This window comes from Acidovorax sp. SUPP3434, from assembly GCF_030159015.1.
In the GTDB taxonomy this organism is placed as follows: domain Bacteria; phylum Pseudomonadota; class Gammaproteobacteria; order Burkholderiales; family Burkholderiaceae_C; genus Paracidovorax.
Window position 1 is genome coordinate 123750 of record NZ_BQXL01000010.1, and the last position, 18900, is coordinate 142649.

At 65.5% G+C, this 18900-nt stretch carries 19 protein-coding genes and 1 pseudogene; 7 read left to right on the top strand and 13 right to left on the bottom strand.

Annotated features, from left to right (window positions below; translation table 11 throughout):
• Positions 1-9: 9 nt before the first annotated feature.
• From AVKW3434_RS16225 to AVKW3434_RS16275, 11 genes and pseudogenes are all read right to left on the bottom strand, one after another.
• Positions 10-1719, bottom strand: a complete 1710-nt coding sequence (locus AVKW3434_RS16225) for an ATP-dependent DNA ligase (protein ID WP_284406680.1) — start codon at positions 1717-1719, stop codon at positions 10-12.
• Positions 1720-2093: 374 nt separating this feature from the next.
• A pseudogene (locus AVKW3434_RS16230) lies at positions 2094-3137 on the bottom strand (ligase-associated DNA damage response exonuclease); the annotation flags it as partial.
• A gap of 303 nt (positions 3138-3440) precedes the next feature.
• The gene (locus tag AVKW3434_RS16235; protein WP_092745245.1) at positions 3441-3857 is read right to left on the bottom strand and encodes a F0F1 ATP synthase subunit epsilon; all 417 of its coding nucleotides are present in this window, start codon (positions 3855-3857) and stop codon (positions 3441-3443) included.
• Between the two features lie 121 nt (positions 3858-3978).
• A complete protein-coding gene (gene atpD, locus AVKW3434_RS16240; RefSeq protein ID WP_272565773.1) occupies positions 3979-5385 on the bottom strand; it encodes a F0F1 ATP synthase subunit beta in 1407 nt (468 codons plus the stop codon).
• Between the two features lie 36 nt (positions 5386-5421).
• Positions 5422-6288 (bottom strand): F0F1 ATP synthase subunit gamma, encoded by an 867-nt coding sequence (gene atpG / locus AVKW3434_RS16245; RefSeq protein ID WP_272549600.1) that lies wholly within the window; start codon positions 6286-6288, stop codon positions 5422-5424.
• An 18-nt stretch (positions 6289-6306) separates the two neighbouring features.
• A complete protein-coding gene (gene atpA, locus AVKW3434_RS16250; RefSeq protein WP_272565775.1) occupies positions 6307-7860 on the bottom strand; it encodes a F0F1 ATP synthase subunit alpha in 1554 nt (517 codons plus the stop codon).
• Between the two features lie 43 nt (positions 7861-7903).
• Positions 7904-8446, bottom strand: coding sequence for a F0F1 ATP synthase subunit delta (locus tag AVKW3434_RS16255; protein WP_272565778.1), 543 nt, complete (start codon positions 8444-8446; stop codon positions 7904-7906).
• Positions 8447-8457: 11 nt separating this feature from the next.
• Positions 8458-8928: a F0F1 ATP synthase subunit B gene (locus tag AVKW3434_RS16260; RefSeq protein WP_272565779.1), complete on the bottom strand. Its 471-nt coding sequence runs from the start codon at positions 8926-8928 to the stop codon at positions 8458-8460.
• Between the two features lie 34 nt (positions 8929-8962).
• Positions 8963-9211: a F0F1 ATP synthase subunit C gene (atpE, locus tag AVKW3434_RS16265; RefSeq protein WP_092745139.1), complete on the bottom strand. Its 249-nt coding sequence runs from the start codon at positions 9209-9211 to the stop codon at positions 8963-8965.
• Positions 9212-9262: 51 nt separating this feature from the next.
• Positions 9263-10141 carry a F0F1 ATP synthase subunit A gene (gene atpB, locus AVKW3434_RS16270; protein WP_092745138.1) on the bottom strand — a complete coding sequence of 293 codons (879 nt, stop codon included), beginning with the start codon at positions 10139-10141 and terminating at the stop codon, positions 9263-9265.
• A 21-nt stretch (positions 10142-10162) separates the two neighbouring features.
• Positions 10163-10630: an ATP synthase subunit I gene (locus AVKW3434_RS16275; protein WP_272565781.1), complete on the bottom strand. Its 468-nt coding sequence runs from the start codon at positions 10628-10630 to the stop codon at positions 10163-10165.
• A gap of 236 nt (positions 10631-10866) precedes the next feature.
• Here AVKW3434_RS16275 and AVKW3434_RS16280 point away from each other — a divergent pair, with 236 nt between their 5' ends.
• From AVKW3434_RS16280 to lipA, 3 genes are read left to right on the top strand one after another with little or no spacing between them, the layout of a single operon-like run.
• Entirely contained in the window at positions 10867-11181 is a 315-nt protein-coding gene (locus AVKW3434_RS16280) for a YbeD family protein (protein ID WP_272565783.1), read from the top strand.
• Between the two features lie 6 nt (positions 11182-11187).
• Complete coding sequence (gene lipB / locus AVKW3434_RS16285) at positions 11188-11889, top strand: lipoyl(octanoyl) transferase LipB (protein WP_284406681.1); 702 nt, start codon at positions 11188-11190, stop codon at positions 11887-11889.
• Between the two features lie 13 nt (positions 11890-11902).
• On the top strand, positions 11903-12883 hold the full coding sequence (gene lipA, locus AVKW3434_RS16290) for a lipoyl synthase (protein WP_284406682.1): 981 nt from the start codon (positions 11903-11905) through the stop codon (positions 12881-12883).
• Positions 12884-12928: 45 nt separating this feature from the next.
• On the opposite strand, the gene AVKW3434_RS16295 is transcribed toward lipA, so the two are convergent.
• Positions 12929-14254, bottom strand: a complete 1326-nt coding sequence (locus AVKW3434_RS16295; protein WP_284406683.1) for a heavy metal sensor histidine kinase — start codon at positions 14252-14254, stop codon at positions 12929-12931.
• The gene (locus AVKW3434_RS16300) at positions 14251-14928 is read right to left on the bottom strand and encodes a heavy metal response regulator transcription factor (RefSeq protein WP_284406684.1); all 678 of its coding nucleotides are present in this window, start codon (positions 14926-14928) and stop codon (positions 14251-14253) included. The genes AVKW3434_RS16295 and AVKW3434_RS16300 overlap by 4 nt, the downstream gene beginning before the upstream one ends.
• A 165-nt stretch (positions 14929-15093) precedes the next feature.
• On the opposite strand from AVKW3434_RS16300, the gene AVKW3434_RS16305 reads away from it, so the two are divergent.
• The 4 genes from AVKW3434_RS16305 (at position 15094) to AVKW3434_RS16320 (ending at position 18894) form a co-directional block, all read left to right on the top strand.
• Positions 15094-15423, top strand: coding sequence for a DUF4148 domain-containing protein (locus AVKW3434_RS16305; RefSeq protein WP_284406685.1), 330 nt, complete (start codon positions 15094-15096; stop codon positions 15421-15423).
• Between the two features lie 114 nt (positions 15424-15537).
• Complete coding sequence (gene czcI, locus AVKW3434_RS16310) at positions 15538-15903, top strand: cation efflux protein, CzcI family (RefSeq protein ID WP_284413292.1); 366 nt, start codon at positions 15538-15540, stop codon at positions 15901-15903.
• Positions 15904-16008: 105 nt separating this feature from the next.
• A complete protein-coding gene (locus AVKW3434_RS16315; protein ID WP_284406687.1) occupies positions 16009-17310 on the top strand; it encodes a TolC family protein in 1302 nt (433 codons plus the stop codon).
• 9 nt (positions 17311-17319) lie between these two features.
• Positions 17320-18894, top strand: coding sequence for an efflux RND transporter periplasmic adaptor subunit (locus AVKW3434_RS16320; protein WP_284406688.1), 1575 nt, complete (start codon positions 17320-17322; stop codon positions 18892-18894).
• Positions 18895-18900: the final 6 nt, after the last annotated feature.

The window sequence follows — 18900 nt, forward strand, 5'->3', positions numbered from 1 at the left end:
CTCCGGCGATCACGCATCCGACCTCGGCAACAACGCCGCCAGGGTGTCCACCGAATCCGCTTCATCCACGGGCTTGTCCTCGCGCCAGCGCAGCATGCGCGGAAAGCGCACGGCGATCCCGCTCTTGTGGCGGCTGCTGCGGGCGATGCCCTCGAACCCCAGTTCGAACACCAGCGTGGGCCGCACGCTGCGCACCGGGCCGAAGGTCTCGACGGTGGTCTTGCGGATGACCGCATCCACCCGCGCCATCTCCGCATCGGTCAGGCCGGAATAGGCCTTGGCGAACGGCACCAGCGCGCGCCCCTCCGTGCCTGGCGGGCCGTCCCACACCGCGAAGGTGTAGTCGCTGTAGAGGCTGGCGCGCCGGCCGTGGCCGCGCTGGGCGTAGATCAGCACCGCATCGATGCTCAAGGGGTCGATCTTCCACTTCCACCACGTGCCCACGTCCTTGGTACGGCCCACGCCGTACTCGGCATCGCGGGCCTTGAGCATCATGCCCTCCACACCCAGCGAACGGGCCTGCTCGCGCTGGACCGCCAGATCCTGCCAGCTGTCGCCCTGCAGCACCGGGCTGGCCACCAACGCCGGGTGCGCCACGCGCGCCAGAAGCGCATCGAGCCGCGCCCGCCGTTCGTGCTGGGGCCGCTGGCGCAGGTCCTGGCCGCCCTCCTCCAGCAGGTCGTAGGCGAGCAGCACCACGGGCAGCTCGCGCAGCAGCTTCGGTGTGAGGGTCTTGCGGCCGATGCGCTTTTGCAAGTCGGCAAACGGGCGCACGTGGGCCGCGGCATCGCCCTCGGCGGCGCGCCAGACGACGATCTCGCCATCGAGCACCGTGCCGTCGGGCAGCGCTTCCCCGAGCCCCTGCAGCTCGGGGAAGCGGTCGCTCACCAGCTCCTCGCCGCGCGACCAGACCCAGGTGCCGGCGCCGTCGCTGGCGCCCTCGGCGCGGGTGCTGCGCCGCACGATCTGGGCGCGGATGCCGTCCCACTTCCACTCCACGATCCATTGCGCGGGCGGGCCGAGCACCGTGTCGAACTGGGACACCGGCAGTTGCAGCGGGTGCGCCAGGAAGAAGGGATAGGGATGGCCCCGGGCTTCGCCCTGCGCCGCGTCATCGCCGCCTTCGCCCTCGGCTGCGACCAGGCGCAGGTAGTCGCCCTCACCCGGACGCGCCCCGATGTGCGTGTAGCCCATGAGCCGCTGCGCGACACGCTTGGCATCCACGCCGCTCACCGCCGCCAGTGCCTGCGTGACCTGCAGGCGCGACACGCCCACGCGGAACGCCCCCGTGATGAGCTTGAAATACACCAGCCGCTCTTCGGGCGCGAGGCCTGCCCACTGGGCCCGCAGCGTGGTCTCCAGCGCCTCGGGCGGCATGCCGCGCAGGGGCAGCAGGTGGTGCTCCATCCACTCGGCCAGCCCCAGCGCCTGCACGGCGGTGGGCGAGGGCAGCAGCAGCGAGATGGTCTCGGCCAGGTCGCCCACGGCCTCGTAGCTCTCGTCGAACAGCCATTCGGGCAACCGGGCCGCATCGCGCGCCAGGGTGCGCAGCAGCTTGATCGGCACCAGCTGCCTTGGCTTGCCGCCGGCCAGGAAATACACCGCCCACGCCGCATCCGCCGGCGCCGCGGCGCGCAGGTAGGCTTGCAGCGCGGCCTGCTTGGCCAGGCTGGAGGTGCTGGCGTCGAGCGCGCGATAGAGCGCGGCGAAGTCCTTCATGGCGCAGACGAAGGGGGTCGGCGGGGTGGAGCGGAGGACAGGGAGGATGACTCGGCCTCGGAAGGGACCGAGCCCCCGGAGGCCGGCTCCGTGAGGCGGCCTTGATCGGGATCGGTGGCAGCGGCGGCGTGTGTCGATCGGCCCTTGGGGCGGGGCCTGGGAGCACCGGGTGCTCCGCCCAGCGCTGCGGCCTGGGCGGCTGCGGCCACATCGCCCGGGCCTTCGCCGGCCTGCGCAGTGGGGGCGCTGGCATCGGACGGTGGCGGGGCAGACGGCGCACCGTCGATCACCGGGGATGCGTCTCCACCGGGCTGGGCGATCGCGGGCGTGGCCGCCTGCGCGGCACGGGCCGCGTCCACGGCCTCATCGCCCTGCGCAGGTACCGGCACGGCCGATGCCGGAGCGGCCTCCTGGTCATCCTCATCGCCGTATTCCGTGTGGAACGACTGCGCATCCAGCCCCTGTTCGCACAGCCAGCGCACCAGCACCGCCACGCTGCCATGGGTCACGAAAACGCGTTCGGCCCCGGTGGCCCCGATCGCCCGCTGCAGGCCGGGCCAGTCCGCGTGGTCCGACATCACGAACCCGCGGTCCACGCCCCGGCGGCGGCGCGTGCCGCGCAGCTGCATCCAGCCGCTGGCGAATGCATCGGCATGGCGGGCGAAGCGGCGCATCCAGGGCGTGCCCTGGGCGGACGGCGGGGCCAGGACCAGCGCGGTCTTGAGCATTTGCGCATCCACCCCCGGGTCGGTCACGCGAAAGGTGGGCGGCAGATCCACGCCGGCCGCGCGGTACACCGCATTGAGCGGCTCCACGGCCCCATGCACCACGATCGGACCGATGCTGCGGTCCACGCCGTGCAGGATGCGCTGCGCCTTGCCGAAGGCATAGCACAGCAGCACCGAAGGCCGGCCCTGCGCGGCATTGGCGCGCCACCAGGCATCGATGTCGGCGAACAGCACCGGCTGCGTGGGCCAGCGGTAGATGGGCAGGCCGAAAGTGGATTCGGTGATGAAGGTGTCGCAGCGCACCGGCTCGAACGGGGTGCAGGTGCCGTCGGCCTCGGTCTTGTAGTCGCCCGATGCGACCCACACCCGCCCGCCGTGCTCCAGCCGCACCTGGGCGGACCCCAGCACATGGCCGGCGGGGTGCAGCGACAGGCGCACGCCGTGGTGTTCGATGGCTTCGCCATAAGACAGCGTCTGCAAGGCGATATCGGCACCCAGCCGGGCCCGCAGGACGCCCTCGCTGTCGGTATGGGCGAGGTAATGGGCGTGGCCCATGCGCGCATGGTCAGAATGGCCGTGCGTGATGACCGCCCGATCCACCGGCCGCCAGGGGTCGATGTAGAAATCGCCCGCGGTGCAGTACAGGCCTTCGGGGCGAGCGACGATCAGATCGACGTCACCGCGCGCCATGTCCGGTGTCTTTCGCGAAAGGGGAGAAGCGCCTACGGGCGACCTGTCTGACCCCGTCGCCCAATGCGCCGTGCGTAGAAGGAAGTGCTGTGTGCGCTTGCATGCCGAATGCTATCGCCCACCCCTCTTTCGCCCGGGTGCGGAACGCCGCATGCCCGTGTCAGCCGGCGCCTACCGTGCTCGTGACGCCATGGCCGCTCGCCCCGAGCCCGCCTGCATGGCCCTCGCCTCATTCATCGCGGCCATGAAAAAAGCCGCCCGAGGGCGGCTTTGTCGTGGACGGCAGGCAGGCCGTTCGTTCGGTCAGCGCTTTTGGCGGAACTTGCGCAGCGCAGCGATCTGCGCGGCCATCACGGCCAGTTCCGATTGCGCCTTGGCCAGGTCGAGTTCGCTCTTGGCGTTCTTGACGGCTTCTTCGGCCGCGGCCTTGGCCTGGTTGGCCTTCTCGTCATCCAGGTCCTTGCCGCGCACCGCGGTATCGGACAGCACCGTCACGCGGTGGGGCTGCACTTCCAGAATGCCACCGGCCACGAAGACGAACTCTTCGCCGCCATCGGCCATCTCGATGCGCACCGAGCCGGGCTTGATGCGCGTGATCAGCGGGGTGTGGCGGGGGTAGATGCCCAGTTCACCGGCTTCGCCGGGCAGAGCGACGAACCGCGCTTCGCCGGAGAAGATGGACTCTTCGGCGCTGACGACATCGACGTGAATGGTGTTCATGGGGTTCCTTCCAAAAGTCGGGAAAGCTGGAAATCGGCAGTCTGCTCGGTCGGCGCTCCGCAGGTGCCTGGAAGCACCCGCATGGCACGCTCACCCGTGGCAGGCCGCCGACCGCGCCGCCTTACGCGACCTTCTTGGCCTTTTCGAAGGCTTCGTCGATCGTGCCGACCATGTAGAACGCCTGCTCGGGCAGGTGATCGCACTCGCCGGCCACGATCATCTTGAAACCACGGATGGTTTCGGACAGCGGTACGTACTTGCCTGGCGAGCCCGTGAACACTTCGGCCACGTGGAACGGCTGCGACAGGAAACGCTGAATCTTCCGGGCGCGGGCCACGGCCAGCTTGTCCTCGGGAGCCAGTTCGTCCATGCCCAGAATGGCGATGATGTCGCGCAGTTCCTTGTAGCGCTGCAGCGTGCCTTGCACACCGCGGGCCACCGCATAGTGCTCTTCGCCCACGACTTGCGGGTCGAGCTGGCGGCTGGTGGAGTCCAGCGGGTCCACGGCAGGGTAGATCCCCAGGGAAGCGATGTCACGCGACAGCACCACGGTGGAGTCCAAGTGGGCGAACGTCGTGGCGGGCGATGGGTCGGTCAAGTCATCCGCTGGCACGTACACGGCCTGGATGGAGGTGATCGAGCCCACCTTGGTGGACGTGATGCGCTCTTGCAGGCGGCCCATTTCTTCTGCCAGCGTGGGCTGGTAGCCCACGGCGGAAGGCATGCGGCCCAGCAGTGCGGACACTTCGGTACCGGCCAGCGTGTAGCGGTAGATGTTGTCCACGAAGAACAGCACGTCGCGGCCTTCGTCGCGGAACGACTCGGCGATCGTCAGACCGGTCAGCGCAACGCGCAGGCGGTTGCCTGGGGGCTCGTTCATCTGGCCGTAGACCATGGCCACCTTGGACTCTTCGAGCTTCTCGAGATTCACCACGCCGGAATCGGCCATCTCGTGATAGAAGTCGTTCCCTTCACGGGTCCGCTCGCCCACCCCTGCGAACACCGACAGACCGCTGTGGGCCTTGGCGATGTTGTTGATGAGTTCCATCATGTTCACGGTCTTGCCCACGCCGGCGCCGCCGAACAGACCCACCTTGCCGCCCTTGGCGAACGGGCACACCAGGTCGATCACCTTGATGCCGGTTTCCAGCAGTTCCTGCGAAGGCGACAGTTCGTCGTACGCAGGGGCCTTGCGGTGGATGGACGCCGTGAGGTCCTGGCTGACCGGACCGCGCTCGTCGATGGGCGCGCCCAGCACGTCCATGATGCGGCCCAGGGTCGCCTTGCCCACGGGCACGGTGATGGGGTTACCGGTGTTGGTCACCACGATGCCGCGGCGCAGGCCGTCGGACGAGCCCAGGGCGATGGTGCGCACAATGCCGTCGCCCAGCTGCTGCTGCACTTCCAGCGTCAGGGTGGAACCGTCGAGCTTCAGGGCGTCGTAAATCTTGGGCATTTGGTCGCGCGGGAACTCCACGTCCACCACGGCGCCGATACATTGAACAATCTTGCCTTGCACTTGAGCCATTTTTTGCTCCAAATAAATGTGGGTTGAGCTGTCTGTTTACACAGCAGCAGCGCCGGACACGATTTCCGAAAGCTCTTTCGTGATCGCTGCCTGGCGCGTTTTGTTGTAGACCAGCTTCAACTCGCCGATGACGCTGCCTGCGTTGTCGGTGGCAGCCTTCATAGCCACCATGCGCGCGGACTGCTCGGAGGCCATGTTTTCTGCCACGGCCTGGTAGATCAGGGATTCGACATAGCGCAGCAGCAGCTCGTCGATGACGCTCTGCGCATCGGGCTCATAGATGTAGTCCCAGCCGTGCTCCGTCTTCTCCGCTTCCATCTGCGAGGAAGACAGGGGGAGCAGACGCTCCACCACCGACTCCTGCCGCATGGTGTTGATGAACTTGGTGTACCCCAGGTACACCGCGTTGATCTTGCCTTCGGCATAAGCGTCGAGCAGCACCTTCACGGGGCCGATCAGCTTGTCCAGATGCGGGGTGTCGCCCAGACCGGTGACATGCGAAACCACCTTGGCACCGACGCGGTTCAGGAAACCCAGGCCCTTGTTGCCAATGGCCACGGCCTCGGTGGACACGCCAGCAGACTGCAACTCGCGCAGCTTGGTGGTCACGGCACGCAACACGTTGGTGTTCATGCCGCCACACAGGCCCTTGTCGGTCGTCACCACGATGACACCGGCCACCTTGGCATCGTTTTCCTTCATGAAAGGATGAACGTACTCCGGATTGGCCTTGCCGAGGTTGGCGGCGATGTTGCGGATCTTCTCGCTGTAAGGACGGGCCGAGCGCATCCGCTCTTGCGCCTTGCGCATCTTGGACGCGGCCACCATTTCCATGGCCTTGGTGATCTTCTTGGTGTTTTCCACCGATTTGATCTTGCCGCGTATTTCCTTGCCTGCTGCCATGATGATTCCTCGTTCGGTTTAGGCGAACGACTTCTTGAACGCGCCGATGGCGGCGGTCAATTCGGCTTCAGCGTCCTTGTCCATGGCCTTCGCCTGTTCCAGCTTGGCCAGCAGAGGGCCGTGGCTGGACTTCAGGAACTGGTGCAGGCCGTGTTCGAACTCGAGCACCTTCTTGACTTCGATGTCGTCCATGAAGCCCTTGTTCACTGCGAACAGCGTCGCACCCATCAACGAGATGGGCAGCGGGCTGTACTGGGCTTGCTTGAGCAGTTCGGTCACGCGGGCACCGCGGTCCAGCTGCTTGCGGGTGGCTTCGTCCAGGTCGGAAGCGAACTGCGCGAATGCAGCCAGTTCCCGGTACTGGGCCAGGTCGGTACGGATACCGCCGGACAGGCTCTTGATGATCTTGGTCTGGGCAGCACCACCTACGCGCGACACCGAGATACCGGCGTTGATGGCGGGGCGGATACCGGCGTTGAACAGGCTGGTTTCCAGGAAGATCTGGCCGTCCGTGATCGAGATCACGTTGGTCGGAACGAAGGCGGACACGTCGCCGGCCTGCGTTTCGATGATCGGCAGCGCGGTCAGCGAACCGGTCTTGCCCTTGACTTCACCCTTGGTGAAGGCTTCGACGTAGTCGGCGTTCACGCGGGCGGCACGCTCCAGCAGGCGGCTGTGGAGATAGAACACGTCGCCGGGGTAGGCTTCGCGGCCTGGCGGGCGGCGCAGCAGCAGCGAAACCTGGCGGTAGGCCACGGCCTGCTTGGACAGGTCGTCATAGACGATCAGCGCGTCTTCGCCGCGGTCGCGGAAGTACTCGCCCATCGTGCAGCCGGAGTAGGCCGACACGTATTGCATGGCTGCGGACTCGGAAGCCGAAGCGGCCACCACGATCGTGTATTCCATCGCGCCGGCTTGCTCCAGCGAGCGCACGACGTTCTTGATGGACGATGCCTTCTGGCCGATGGCGACGTAGATACACGTCACGCCCTGGCCCTTCTGGGCAATGATGGCGTCGATGGCGACGGCCGTCTTGCCGGTCTGGCGGTCACCGATGATCAGCTCGCGCTGACCACGGCCCACGGGCACCATGGAGTCGATGGACTTCAGGCCGGTCTGCAGGGGCTGGTCCACCGATTTACGGGCGATCACGCCCGGAGCGACCTTTTCGATCACGTCGGTGAGCTTGGCGTTGATGGGACCCTTGCCGTCGATCGGCTGGCCCAGCGCGTTCACCACGCGGCCCACGAGTTCGGGGCCCACGGGCACTTCCAGAATGCGGCCCGTGCACTTGACGGTGTCGCCTTCGGAGATGTGCTCGTACTCGCCCAGAATCACGGCGCCGACGGAGTCGCGCTCGAGGTTCAGTGCCAGGCCGTAGGAGGGGGCACCGTCCTTGTTGGCGGGGAACTCCAGCATTTCGCCCTGCATCACGTCGGACAGGCCGTGCACGCGCACGATACCGTCGGACACGGACACCACGGTGCCCTGATTGCGGATATCACTGCTGGCTGCCAGACCTTCGATGCGGCTCTTGATCAGTTCAGAAATTTCTGCGGGATTGAGTTGCATGACTCTTTCCTTCTTTCTTTGGTTAGCCGAGACCTCAAGCCGCTTACGCAGTGAGGGCCGCTTTCATTTGTTCCAGACGGGCTTTGACGGAGGTGTCGAGCACCTCGTCTCCCACGACTACGCGAACGCCGCCGATCAGGGATTCGTCCACCTGTACCGAGACATTCAGCTTGCGGCCGAAGCGCTTTTCGAGCACCGCGTCCAGGCCGGCCAACGCGGCGGCGTCCAGCGCAAAAGCGCTGAACACCACGGCATCGGAAGAGCCGTTGCGCCGATTCACCAGCGCGCGGAACTGGGCCGCCACCTCGGGAAGCGCGTCCACACGGCCGTTCTCGATGATGACGCGCAGGAAGTTGCGGGCTGCCTCGGGCAGCGCGCCACGAACCACGCCCGTGATGACGTCGAACACCTGTTCGGAGGTCACCTTGGGGTTGTCCGCCAGCTGGCGCAGTTGGGGATTGGCGGCAATCGCCGCCACTTCTTCCACCCAGGCCACGGTGCCGTTCAGGTCGGCACCCGGCTGGGACGTGCTGGCCTTGAACAGGGCTTCCGCGTAAGGGCGGGCAATGGTGGCGAGTTCTGCCATGTGCGCGCTCCTTACAGCTCGGTCTTCAGGCGGTTCAGCAGGTCGGCGTGGACGCCAGCATTGACTTCCTTGCGGAGAATCTGCTCGGCGCCCTTGACGGCCAGCGCAGCGACCTGCTCGCGCAGGGCTTCACGGGCCTGGATCGACTGCTGCTCGGCATCGGCACGGGCAGCGGCTACGATCTTGTTGCCTTCCTCGGTCGCACGGGCCTTGGCCTCGTCGATGATGGCCTGAGCGCGGCGCTCGGCGTCCGCAATACGCGATGCCGTTTCGTTGCGCGTCTGGGCCAGTTCCTTCTCGACGCGCTGGTTCACAGCGGTCAATTCGGATTTGGCACGGTCGGCGGCAGCGAGGCCATCGGCGATTTTCTGGGCTCGCTCGTCCAGTGCCTTCGCGATCGGGGGCCACACGAACTTCATCGTGAACAGCACCAGGATCAGAAAGACGATGGCCTGAACGAACAGGGTCGCGTTGATACTCACGGCAACACCTTTCTAGTTGGGCGTTGAACGGAGCTTAGGCCAGGACGAAGGGGTTGGCGAAAGCGAACAGCAGAGCGATGGCCACGCCGATCAGGAAGGCGGCGTCGATCAGACCGGCCAAGATGAACATCTTGGTTTGCAGTTCGTTGATCAGCTCAGGCTGGCGAGCGGACGCTTCGAGGTACTTGCCACCCATCAGTGCGATGCCGATCGAAGCGCCGATAGCGCCGAGACCCACGATCAGACCACAAGCCAGAGCGACGAGACCGAGAACGTTTTCCATGATGACTCCTAGGATGAAAAGAAAGGAAGGTTGAAAAAGAAAGGGAAAGGATCAGTGAGCTTCATGCGCCTGGCCGAGATAGATCAGCGCAAGCATCATGAAAATGAAGGCCTGCAGGGTGATCACCAGGATGTGGAAGATCGCCCAGATCGAGCCTGCAATGATGTGCCCCAGAGGGAGCAACACACCGGAAAGCGACATGGCAGCAGCACCGCCCATCAGGGCAATCAGCATGAACACCAACTCACCAGCGTACATGTTGCCGAACAGCCGCATGCCATGCGACACGGTCTTGGCAATGTATTCAATGATCTGCATGAGCAGATTGACCACGCCCAGAATCAGGGCGAAGACGGGATTCTTGCTGGTGCCGAACGGTGCGGTGACCAGTTCATGCGCCCAGCCGCCCAGGCCCTTGATCTTCACGCTGTAGTACAGGCAAAGCACCAGCACGGCAAACGACAGACCGAGGGTGGTGGACAGATCGGCAGTGGGCACCACACGCAGGTAGGCATGGTGCGGATCATGGCCGGCGGCACCGTAGATCTGGGCCCAGATTGCGGGCAGCAGATCGACCGGCAACATGTCCATGGCATTCATCAGGAAGATCCAGACGAACACGGTCAGCGCCAGGGGAGCGATGAACTTGCGGCTTTCAGCGTTGTGGATGTTGGCCTTGGCCTGGTTGTCCACCATCTCGACCAGGATCTCCACCGCAGCCTGGAAACGGCCCGGCACGCCGGAGGTGGCCGTGCGGGCGGCACGCCAGAAGACAAAAAGTGCGATGAAACCGAGAACCAAACCCACGATCACGGAATCGAAGTTCACCACGGAGAAATCGACAATGGACTTCTGCTTGATGTTCTGGAGATGCTGCAAGTGGTGAACGATGTATTCACTGGCAGTCGGTGCATGCGCTTCTGCGGCCATCGGACAACTCTTCTATCAATATCAATCGGTTTTTCGGACACCGGGCCGCACCATGAGGGCGATCCAGTACGTTTTCATCGTCACTACCATGCCGGCCAGCAAGGCCAGCCAACTCAGCCCCGGAACCAGCCGGGGCGCCGCCGCCAGCATGGCAACGGTCATTGCAATCTTGACCAACTCCCAACCGAACAGGCCTGCCATCGCACCTCCCGCGGAAGTTTGATGCCGGGCCATGCCCCGCGCGAACAAGGCCGCAGGAATCACCACCGCCAGTGCGCCATACCCCGTGGACCAAGCCACAGAGGGCCTGCCGGAAACCAGCCATGCCACCAGGGCAGCCAGTGCTCCGACGAATGCCTGCCCCCAGACGATTCGCCACACGGAGATCCGCGGATGCCGGAGGCGCCACTGCGCAGCCTCTTCGGCTGACAGGGGCTTGAAGTCGGAATCTTCAGCCTCAGTTTCGTGGTCGGGAGCGTTTGTTTTCATTGAGGAATGACGCCCACTTTACAGACCGAAACTTTCACAAAGCCCCTGATTATAAGTAAAAACCACTTTCATCCGGCAATGACCTCTCAGGCCGGTATGAAAGTGTGCGCACGCGCGCTCCGTTGTGGTGACCGGCCAACGTGAACCGCCCTATCGCGATGCGGACTTCGGCCGAAAGATTGCCGCCCCGAACCCGTTCAAAATGGCGCAAAGCACGCCGTTTATAGACCATCGCCATGACACAGCCCCCTTCCACGCTCCCATCAGACGCCCCGTCCGCGACCGATCCCCGCAAGGATTCGCTCATCGAGTACCCCTCGTCGTTCCCCATCAAGGTCATGGGGCAGAAAGTGGATGGATTCGTCCACGCGGTGACGGAGCTGGCGCACCGCTTCGACCCGACCTTCGACGCGTCGACCATCGAACTGCGCGACAGCCGCGCTGGCAACTACCTGGGCGTCACGATCACGATCACGGCCACCAGCCGCGAGCAGCTTGACGACCTGTACCGGGCGCTGTCCTCGCACCCGATGGTCAAGGTGGTGCTCTAAGCCGCCATGGAGATTCGCCACCTGGGCCTCGTGGACTATCGGGAGACGCTGCAGGGCATGCAGGCGTTCACGCAGGAGCGTACGTCCCAGACTCCCGATGCGCTGTGGATCTGCCAGCACCCGCCGCTCTACACGCAAGGGCTGGCCGGCAAGGCCGACCATGTGCTGGCCCCTGGCGACATTCCCATCGTCGCCACCAACCGGGGCGGGCAGGTGACTTTCCATGGCCCGGGGCAGGTCGTGGCCTACCCGTTGCTGGATCTGCAGCGCGCCGGCTATTTCGTCAAGGAATACGTCTACCGCATCGAAGAATCGGTGATCCGGACGCTGGCCCATTTCGGCGTTACCGGCCACCGTGTGGGCGGGGCACCGGGCATCTACGTGCGCCTGGACGACCCGGGAGGCCATGCCCGGCTGCCGCAGCGGCCGCGCAAGGCCGAGGGCCTGCCAGCCACGCAAGCCCATGGAGCCCCTGACTTCAACGGGCTGGGCAAGATCGCCGCACTGGGCATCAAGGTGTCGCGCCATTGCACCTACCACGGCGTGGCACTCAACGTGGACATGGACCTGGAACCCTTCTCGCGCATCAACCCTTGTGGCTACGCAGGGTTGCAAACGGTGGACCTTTCTACAATCGGGGTCCACACCACCTGGGAAGAAGCCGCCGAAGTGCTGAGCCAGCAGCTCGCCATTCGCCTGGCCCCCTGACCACTACCCTGCCATGAGCACTCCTGAAGTCGTGCGCGAAGCGCAAACCACCGCTGCCTACAACCCGCTGGCCAAGCAGAAGGCAGCCGCCAAGCTGTCACGCATTCCGATCAAGGTCGAGCAAGGCGAAGTGCTCAAGAAGCCCGAGTGGATCCGGGTGAAGGCGGGCAGTCCCACCACGCGCTTCTACGAGATCAAGGACATCCTGCGCGAGAACAAGCTGCACACGGTGTGCGAGGAAGCCAGTTGCCCCAACATCGGCGAATGCTTCGGCAAGGGAACGGCCACGTTCATGATCATGGGCGACAAGTGCACGCGCCGCTGCCCGTTCTGCGACGTGGGGCATGGCCGCCCCGACCCGCTGGACAAGGACGAGCCACTGAACCTGGCCAAGACCATCGCGCAGCTGCGGCTGAAGTACGTGGTGATCACCAGCGTGGACCGCGATGATCTGCGCGATGGCGGCAGCGGGCACTTCGTGGAGTGCATCCAGCACATCCGCACCCTCTCTCCCTCCACCCAGATCGAGATCCTCGTGCCAGACTTCCGAGGGCGGGATGACCGCGCGCTGGAAATCCTCAAGGCCGCGCCGCCCGACGTGATGAACCACAATCTGGAGACGGCGCCACGCCTGTACAAGGAAGCCCGGCCCGGCAGCGACTACCAGTTCAGCCTGAACCTGCTCAAGAAATTCAAGGCATTGCATCCTGGCGTGCCGACCAAGAGCGGCATCATGGTGGGCCTGGGCGAGACGGACGAGGAGATCCTTCAGGTCATGTCCGACATGCGTGCGCATGACATCGACATGCTGACCATCGGCCAGTACCTCTCGCCCTCCAACAGCCATCTGCCGGTGCGCCGATACGTGCACCCGGACACGTTCAAGATGTTCGAGGAAAAAGCCTACGAAATGGGCTTCAGCCACGCGGCGGTGGGTGCGATGGTTCGCTCCAGCTACCACGCAGACCAGCAGGCGCACGCGGCCGGCGTGTAACACCCGGATCGGAGGAACGGAAGGCCTCCGGTTGAAGCCCGCAGCTCAGGACGTCGCGGGCGATGCGTTGACGGTGAAGCCGATGCGCGTGACCTGCGCCGTGCTGCTGGCAAAGGTTTTTCCCCCATGCATTCGCGCGATGGCGTCCACGATGGCCAAGCCGAGGCCGTGGTGCTGGTCCGAACCATCGCGGGCCGATGTCGCCCGGTAAAAGCGCTCGAACAGCCTGTCGAGCGCCTCCGGTGCGATGCGGGGGCCCTCATTTTCAACGGTGATCTCGGCGCCGTCGCCCCACGGGCGGATGGCCACGACGATGGTGGAGTCCTTCGCTGCATAGCGGATGGCATTGCCCAACAGGTTGGACAGGGCCCGGCGCACTAGCGGCACGTCCACCGCTGCGGTGGCATCCCCCACGACCGTGCCCCGTAATCCAGCCTCCTCCATCAAGGCTTCATGGAACTCCAGCACGGCGCAGGCCTGCTCTGCAAGGCGGGTCGGCTGCCGTGAGCGCAAGGACTCTCCGCGATCGGCCCGCGACAGAAACAACATGTCGGCCACGATGCCTGAGAGCCGCCGGATCTCTTCCAGGTTCGACACCAGCAGCAACTGCATGTCCTGGGCGGAGCGAGGGCGGGCCAGCTCGACCTCCGCCGAGGCAATGAGGTTCGCCAGGGGCGTGCGCAACTCGTGGGCCACATCGGCATTGAACGCCTTGGACTGCGAATAGGCCTGTTCGACCCGGGCCATGAGCGCATTGAATTGCACGATCCAGGGACGAAGCTCCTGGGCGAATTCAAGAGGATCAATGGGCACACTGGCAGCGTCCGGCGTGATGCGGGCGGTTCGCTCCGCCAACTTGCGCAGCGGCCGAAGGCCATGGCGCACGAGCAGCGCCCCCGTCAGCGAGACCAGCAGCGTGCCCAGCACCACGGCCAAGGCCAACGTCCCGCCCAGCCGGCGCAGAAGGCGCGCGTCCTGCGTGGTGTCGATGCCGATGCGCACGTTGAAGGAGGAGCCGCTGTCGTGCGGTGCCACCCGGTGATCGGCCCAGACCCATTCGCCCGAAGTGGCCGGGGTAGAACTGAACAACTGCGCGCCATCGCGGCCGATGGACACGCTCACGTTGCCATGGGAGGAAAAGTAATCTTCCAGCTTGTGCTGCAAGGACAGCGCGCCGCCCCCTTGGCTGCGCTCGTTCAGCAGATGGGATACCAGTCGCGCCTGCTGGTCCAGCTCTTCCTGCGCCTTCTGTCGAAAATTCCACGCTGTGACGACATAGACGGAGACGCAGAGCACGCTGAGGCCAATCAGCGTCTGCAGGGCCAGCCAGAGGGACAACCGACGCTGTATCGATGACGGGAAAGGACTCATGGCGGTCCCCGATCCTCCAAGACGTAACCCATTCCGCGCACCGTGTGCAAGAGCCGTCGCGCAAACGGATCGTCCAGCTTGCTGCGCAGGCGTCGCACGGCCACCTCCACCACATTGGTTTCGCTGTCGAAGTGCATGTCCCACACTTGTTCGGCGAGCGTCGTTCGAGAGAGCACGCGCCCCTGGCGGCGCATCAGCAAGGCGAGCAAGGCGAACTCCTTGGCGGTCAGGTCGATCCGCACGCCTTCACGGTGGCATTTGCGTGCAACCAGATCAAGCTCCAGGTCGGCCAGTTTCAAGACGGTGTGCTCCTGCAGCGGCCCCCTGCGCTGCAGGGCCTGCACCCGCGCCAGCAGTTCGGAGAACGCGAAGGGCTTGACCAGATAGTCGTCAGCGCCCTGCTGCAAACCTCTGACGCGATCCTCGACCTGATCGCGGGCCGTGACCATCAATACGGGCACGTCCTTGCCCTGCCGAATGGCGGCCAGCACGCCGAAACCATCCACCCCGGGCAGCATCACGTCGAGCAGGATGACCGAGTAATCGCCCTGCGTGGCGAGGTACCGACCCTGGATGCCGTCCCTGGCAATATCGACTACGTAGCCGTTTTCTTCCAAGCCTTTTTTGACGTAATCGCCCAGCTTGGGCTCGTCTTCGATGACCAGTATGCGCATCGGGCCATCGTATCGCCCGGGGACCGATTGAAAGATGACGAATTCGTCATCTTGCCGTCGGTGAATCGGCCGACTGGGTTTTTACAGTGACTTCACGCCGGCACAACGTTCGGCTGCATCCCGGTCCGGCGGTTCGGGCCGGATGCCCAACCCAGGAGATTGACCATGACCCGTTCCCCCGCCGTTTTTCTGTTCGCCGCCATGTCGGCTGCATGGGTGCCCTTGAGCGCTTCGGCGGCCAGCACCTTGCACAGCGCGCCCACCGAAGCCGGCTACACCGTGCATCCGCAGCATGCCGCCCAGGCAAAGTCGCGGGCGCAGGTCCTGTCGGAGCTGGCCACTGCCCGCACCGACGGCACCCTGGTGGCCATGCAGTGGGGCCTGGAGGTGCCTCGCAAGGAGGCCAATGCCCCGAGCGCGCTGACACGCGAGCAAGTGCGCCTGGAGGCCGAGCGCGCCGCCAAGGGCAACCTGCTGCGCTATGGCGACCATTGAGCCCGCCTCCGCACCCATGCCAATGCCAATGCAGGGCGCCTGACCACCCGGAGGCTTCGGGCAATGCCCAGCCCCGTGTCAGGCCCTTGCGGCCCACCGATATACTGCCGCCCGATGCGCCGCTGGCTGATGATTCTTTTGCTTTTCGCGATGCCGTTCCAGCTGAGCTGGGCGGCCGCCGCAGGCTATTGCCAGCACGAAAGCAATGCCAGCGCCTCGCATTTCGGGCACCACGAACACCACCACGTCGCGGCCACCAGTGCGTCGGCACAAGACACCGATACGCCCTCGGACCCCTTGCCGGGAGGTCCGGACAATGATTGCCTGACCTGCCACACCTGCACGGTGCAGCCCCTGGCCCATACCGCCAACGTAGCGGCCACGACCGGGCCCGCCGCCCGGCCCCCGTCCTTCACCGAGTCCTATCGCTCCCACGTGGGAGGCATTCCCACGCGCCCTGCCTGGCCCGCGCTCGCCTGATTCGGCGAGAGACACGGCACGGCCTTCCCTCTTTGATCACAGCCCTTCGCTGAGAACTCTCGCCGAATTCATCCGCCCGTTGTTGTTGCAACCCAGGAGAATTCGATGCACAGGCATTTCGTGTCGCTGGCCGCCATGGCTTTCGCGGCATTTCCGGTCTTTTCGCACAGCCAGACCACCCCGCTTCCTCCCCCGTCCACGGTGCAGCCACGCACCGTGGAATTGTCCGAGCCCTTGAGCCTTGCCACCGCGGTGACACTGGCATGGCAGAACAATCCCGACCTGTCCGCCGTGGCGCGTGCGCGCGACGCGGCGGATGCTGCCATCCGTCAGGCGGGCGCACGGCCCAATCCCGTGCTGGAGACCACAGTGGAGGACCTGCGGCAGGAGCGCCGCACGACGACCGTGCAGATCAGCCAGCCGATCGAGCTGGGCGGCAAGCGAGCCGCCCGCATCACAGCCGCCGAGCGGGCGCGGGACCAGGCCGCCGCCGCGGCCCTGGCGCGCAGATCGGAGCTTCGCGCGGGCGTGATCACCGCCTTCTTCGAAGTCCTGGCCGCGCAGGAGCGCGTCCGCATGGCCCAGGACTCGGTCACGCTGGCACAGCGGGCGGTGCATGCCGCGGCCAACCGGGTGGCGGCCGGCAAGGTCTCGCCCCTGGAGGAAACGAAGGCCAAGGTGGCCGAGTCCGGTGTGCAGGTGGAGCGTTTGCAGGCCGAGGGCGCCCTGCGAACCGCAAGGCAGCAATTGGCCGCGCTGTGGGGCAATCCGAAGCCCGCCTTCGCCCATGCCGTGGGACAGCTCGATGCCTTGCCCACCCCACCGTCCAGCCTGGAGATCGAGCAGCGGATGCATGGTGCACCCGCGTTGGTTCAGGCACGGCTGGAAGTCGATCGGCGCAGCGCGCTAACGGCCCTGGAGCAGGCCAAGCGGGTGCCTGACATCGCAGTGACGCTGGGCAGCAAGCGAAGCCCCGACGTGGGCGGAAACCAGTGGGTGGTGGGCGTGTCCATTCCCCTGCCCATTTTCGACACCAACCAGGGCAACCTGGCCGAAGCGTTGAGCCGCGAGGAGCAGGCGCGCGACGAACTGCTGTCCACCGAACTGCGCACGGCCTCCGAAGCGGCAGCGGCATTGGAGACCCTCCACGCATCGCGTCTCGAGGCCGAAACACTGCAGCGCGACGCCCTTCCCGGCGCAGAGAGCGCCTACCAGGCCGCGACCAAAGGGTTCGAATTGGGCAAGTTCAGTTTTCTGGAAGCCCTTGATGCACAGCGCACGCTGCTGCAGGTGCGCACGCAAACGCTGCGCGCCCTGGCCGCCGCGCATCGCGCCGCCAGCGAACTGGACCGCTTGCTGGGGCATGCCGGCGACGACCTGCCCTCCCCCATTCACTTCGCCCGCTGAAAGTCCTCCATGAACAAACGACTGAACCCATCGACCGGCAAAGCCGGCAAGCGCCAATGGTGGGTGGTGGCCGCCATTCTGGTGGTCACGCTGATCGCCGGCGCCCTGATCCTGCGGGGCAGCCCCGCCTCCTCCCAGGGTGGCCACGCCGAAGCAGATGGCCATGCGCCCCACGCGGAGGAAGCGTCCCATGGCTCCCCCGGTGAGAAAAGCGCCAGCCGGGACACCCATGCAGAGGAGGAAGCGGCCAAGGGCCCGCATGGCGGCCAGCGATTCACTGAAGACGGCTTCAGCCTCGAGGCGAAAGTGCCGGAAGACGGCGGCACCCCGCATCTCGCAGTCTGGCTTTCCGAGCAAGGCAAGCCGGTGAAAGCGGATGCCGCCCAGTTGTCCGCCACGCTGACGCGACCGGGAGGAGAGCGGGAAACGCTGTCGTTCACCGCCGATGGCGAGGGATTGAAGAGCGTGCAGGCCATCGAGGAGCCGCATGTGTTCGAGATCGTCCTCTCCATCCAGAAGGATGGCCGTGCACACACCTTCACGCTGCAGCAGGCAGAAGGAAAAATTCCCCTGACAGAAGCGCAGGCCAAGGCCGCCGGCATTGCGATCGACACCGCGGGCCCCGCGCGCATCCGTGCCACGCTGCAGTTGCCGGGCGAAATCAAATTCAACGAGGATCGCACCGCCCACGTGGTGCCGCGGCTGGCGGGCGTGGTGGAAAGCGTCTCGGCCCAGCTCGGCCAACAGGTCCGCAAGGGGCAGGTACTGGCCGTGCTGTCGAGCCCGGCGCTGTCAGAGCAGCGCAGCGAGCTGCAGACCGCACAGCGCCGGGCCGAACTGGCCCGGACCACGTACGAGCGCGAGAAGAAGCTGTGGGAGGAAAAAATCGCGCCGGAGCAGGACTACCTGCAGGCGCAGCAGTCCCTGCGCGAAGCGCAGATCGCGGTCGCCAATGCACAGCAGAAGCTCTCTGCCATCGGTGCCACGCCTGCCGCATCGGCCCTGGGCCGCTATGAACTGCGCGCACCTTTCGACGGCATGGTGGTCGAAAAGCACCTGTCGCTGGGCGAGTCCGTGAAGGAGGACGCGAATGTCTTCACCCTCTCCGACCTGTCCACCGTGTGGGCCGAAATCAGCGTGGCCGCGCAACACTTGCCGTTGGTGCGCGTGGGCGAACGGGTGACCGTGCGCTCCACCGCGTTCGATGCGAAGGCGGAGGGCGAGGTCTCCTATGTCGGCGCCCTGATCGGCGCGCAGACGCGCATGGCCACGGCCCGCGTGGCGGTGGCGAATCCGCAGAAGGTCTGGCGGCCCGGACTGTTCGTGGAGGTCGAACTGGTGTCGTCCGAAGCGACACCGCCGGTCACCGTGCGGACCGATGCGGTGCAGACCGTCGATGACAAAACCGTGGTCTTCGTCCGGGCCGAGGGCGGCTTCATTGCCCAGGCGGTTCAACTGGGTCGCACGGATGGCCAGCGGGTCGAGGTCGTCAAAGGGTTGGCAGCCGGCACGGCCTATGCCGCGGCAGGCAGCTTCGTCGTGAAATCCCAGCAGGGCAAGAGCTCGGCGTCGCACTCGCACTGAAGGTGG

What these genes read in the sequence shown, in the direction of transcription:
- lipB (WP_284406681.1), top strand. Translation starts at nt 11,188, where the DNA reads ATGGAGATTCGCCACCTGGGCCTCGTGGACTATCGGGAGACGCTGCAG.
- AVKW3434_RS16275 (WP_272565781.1), bottom strand. Translation starts at nt 10,630, where the DNA reads ATGAAAACAAACGCTCCCGACCACGAAACTGAGGCTGAAGATTCCGAC.
- atpD (WP_272565773.1), bottom strand. Translation starts at nt 5,385, where the DNA reads ATGGCTCAAGTGCAAGGCAAGATTGTTCAATGTATCGGCGCCGTGGTG.
- AVKW3434_RS16315 (WP_284406687.1), top strand. Translation starts at nt 16,009, where the DNA reads ATGCACAGGCATTTCGTGTCGCTGGCCGCCATGGCTTTCGCGGCATTT.
- AVKW3434_RS16280 (WP_272565783.1), top strand. Translation starts at nt 10,867, where the DNA reads ATGACACAGCCCCCTTCCACGCTCCCATCAGACGCCCCGTCCGCGACC.
- atpE (WP_092745139.1), bottom strand. Translation starts at nt 9,211, where the DNA reads ATGGAAAACGTTCTCGGTCTCGTCGCTCTGGCTTGTGGTCTGATCGTG.
- AVKW3434_RS16255 (WP_272565778.1), bottom strand. Translation starts at nt 8,446, where the DNA reads ATGGCAGAACTCGCCACCATTGCCCGCCCTTACGCGGAAGCCCTGTTC.
- czcI (WP_284413292.1), top strand. Translation starts at nt 15,538, where the DNA reads ATGCGCCGCTGGCTGATGATTCTTTTGCTTTTCGCGATGCCGTTCCAG.
- atpG (WP_272549600.1), bottom strand. Translation starts at nt 6,288, where the DNA reads ATGGCAGCAGGCAAGGAAATACGCGGCAAGATCAAATCGGTGGAAAAC.
- AVKW3434_RS16295 (WP_284406683.1), bottom strand. Translation starts at nt 14,254, where the DNA reads ATGAGTCCTTTCCCGTCATCGATACAGCGTCGGTTGTCCCTCTGGCTG.
- lipA (WP_284406682.1), top strand. Translation starts at nt 11,903, where the DNA reads ATGAGCACTCCTGAAGTCGTGCGCGAAGCGCAAACCACCGCTGCCTAC.
- AVKW3434_RS16300 (WP_284406684.1), bottom strand. Translation starts at nt 14,928, where the DNA reads ATGCGCATACTGGTCATCGAAGACGAGCCCAAGCTGGGCGATTACGTC.
- AVKW3434_RS16235 (WP_092745245.1), bottom strand. Translation starts at nt 3,857, where the DNA reads ATGAACACCATTCACGTCGATGTCGTCAGCGCCGAAGAGTCCATCTTC.
- atpA (WP_272565775.1), bottom strand. Translation starts at nt 7,860, where the DNA reads ATGCAACTCAATCCCGCAGAAATTTCTGAACTGATCAAGAGCCGCATC.
- atpB (WP_092745138.1), bottom strand. Translation starts at nt 10,141, where the DNA reads ATGGCCGCAGAAGCGCATGCACCGACTGCCAGTGAATACATCGTTCAC.
- AVKW3434_RS16305 (WP_284406685.1), top strand. Translation starts at nt 15,094, where the DNA reads ATGACCCGTTCCCCCGCCGTTTTTCTGTTCGCCGCCATGTCGGCTGCA.
- AVKW3434_RS16225 (WP_284406680.1), bottom strand. Translation starts at nt 1,719, where the DNA reads ATGAAGGACTTCGCCGCGCTCTATCGCGCGCTCGACGCCAGCACCTCC.
- AVKW3434_RS16320 (WP_284406688.1), top strand. Translation starts at nt 17,320, where the DNA reads ATGAACAAACGACTGAACCCATCGACCGGCAAAGCCGGCAAGCGCCAA.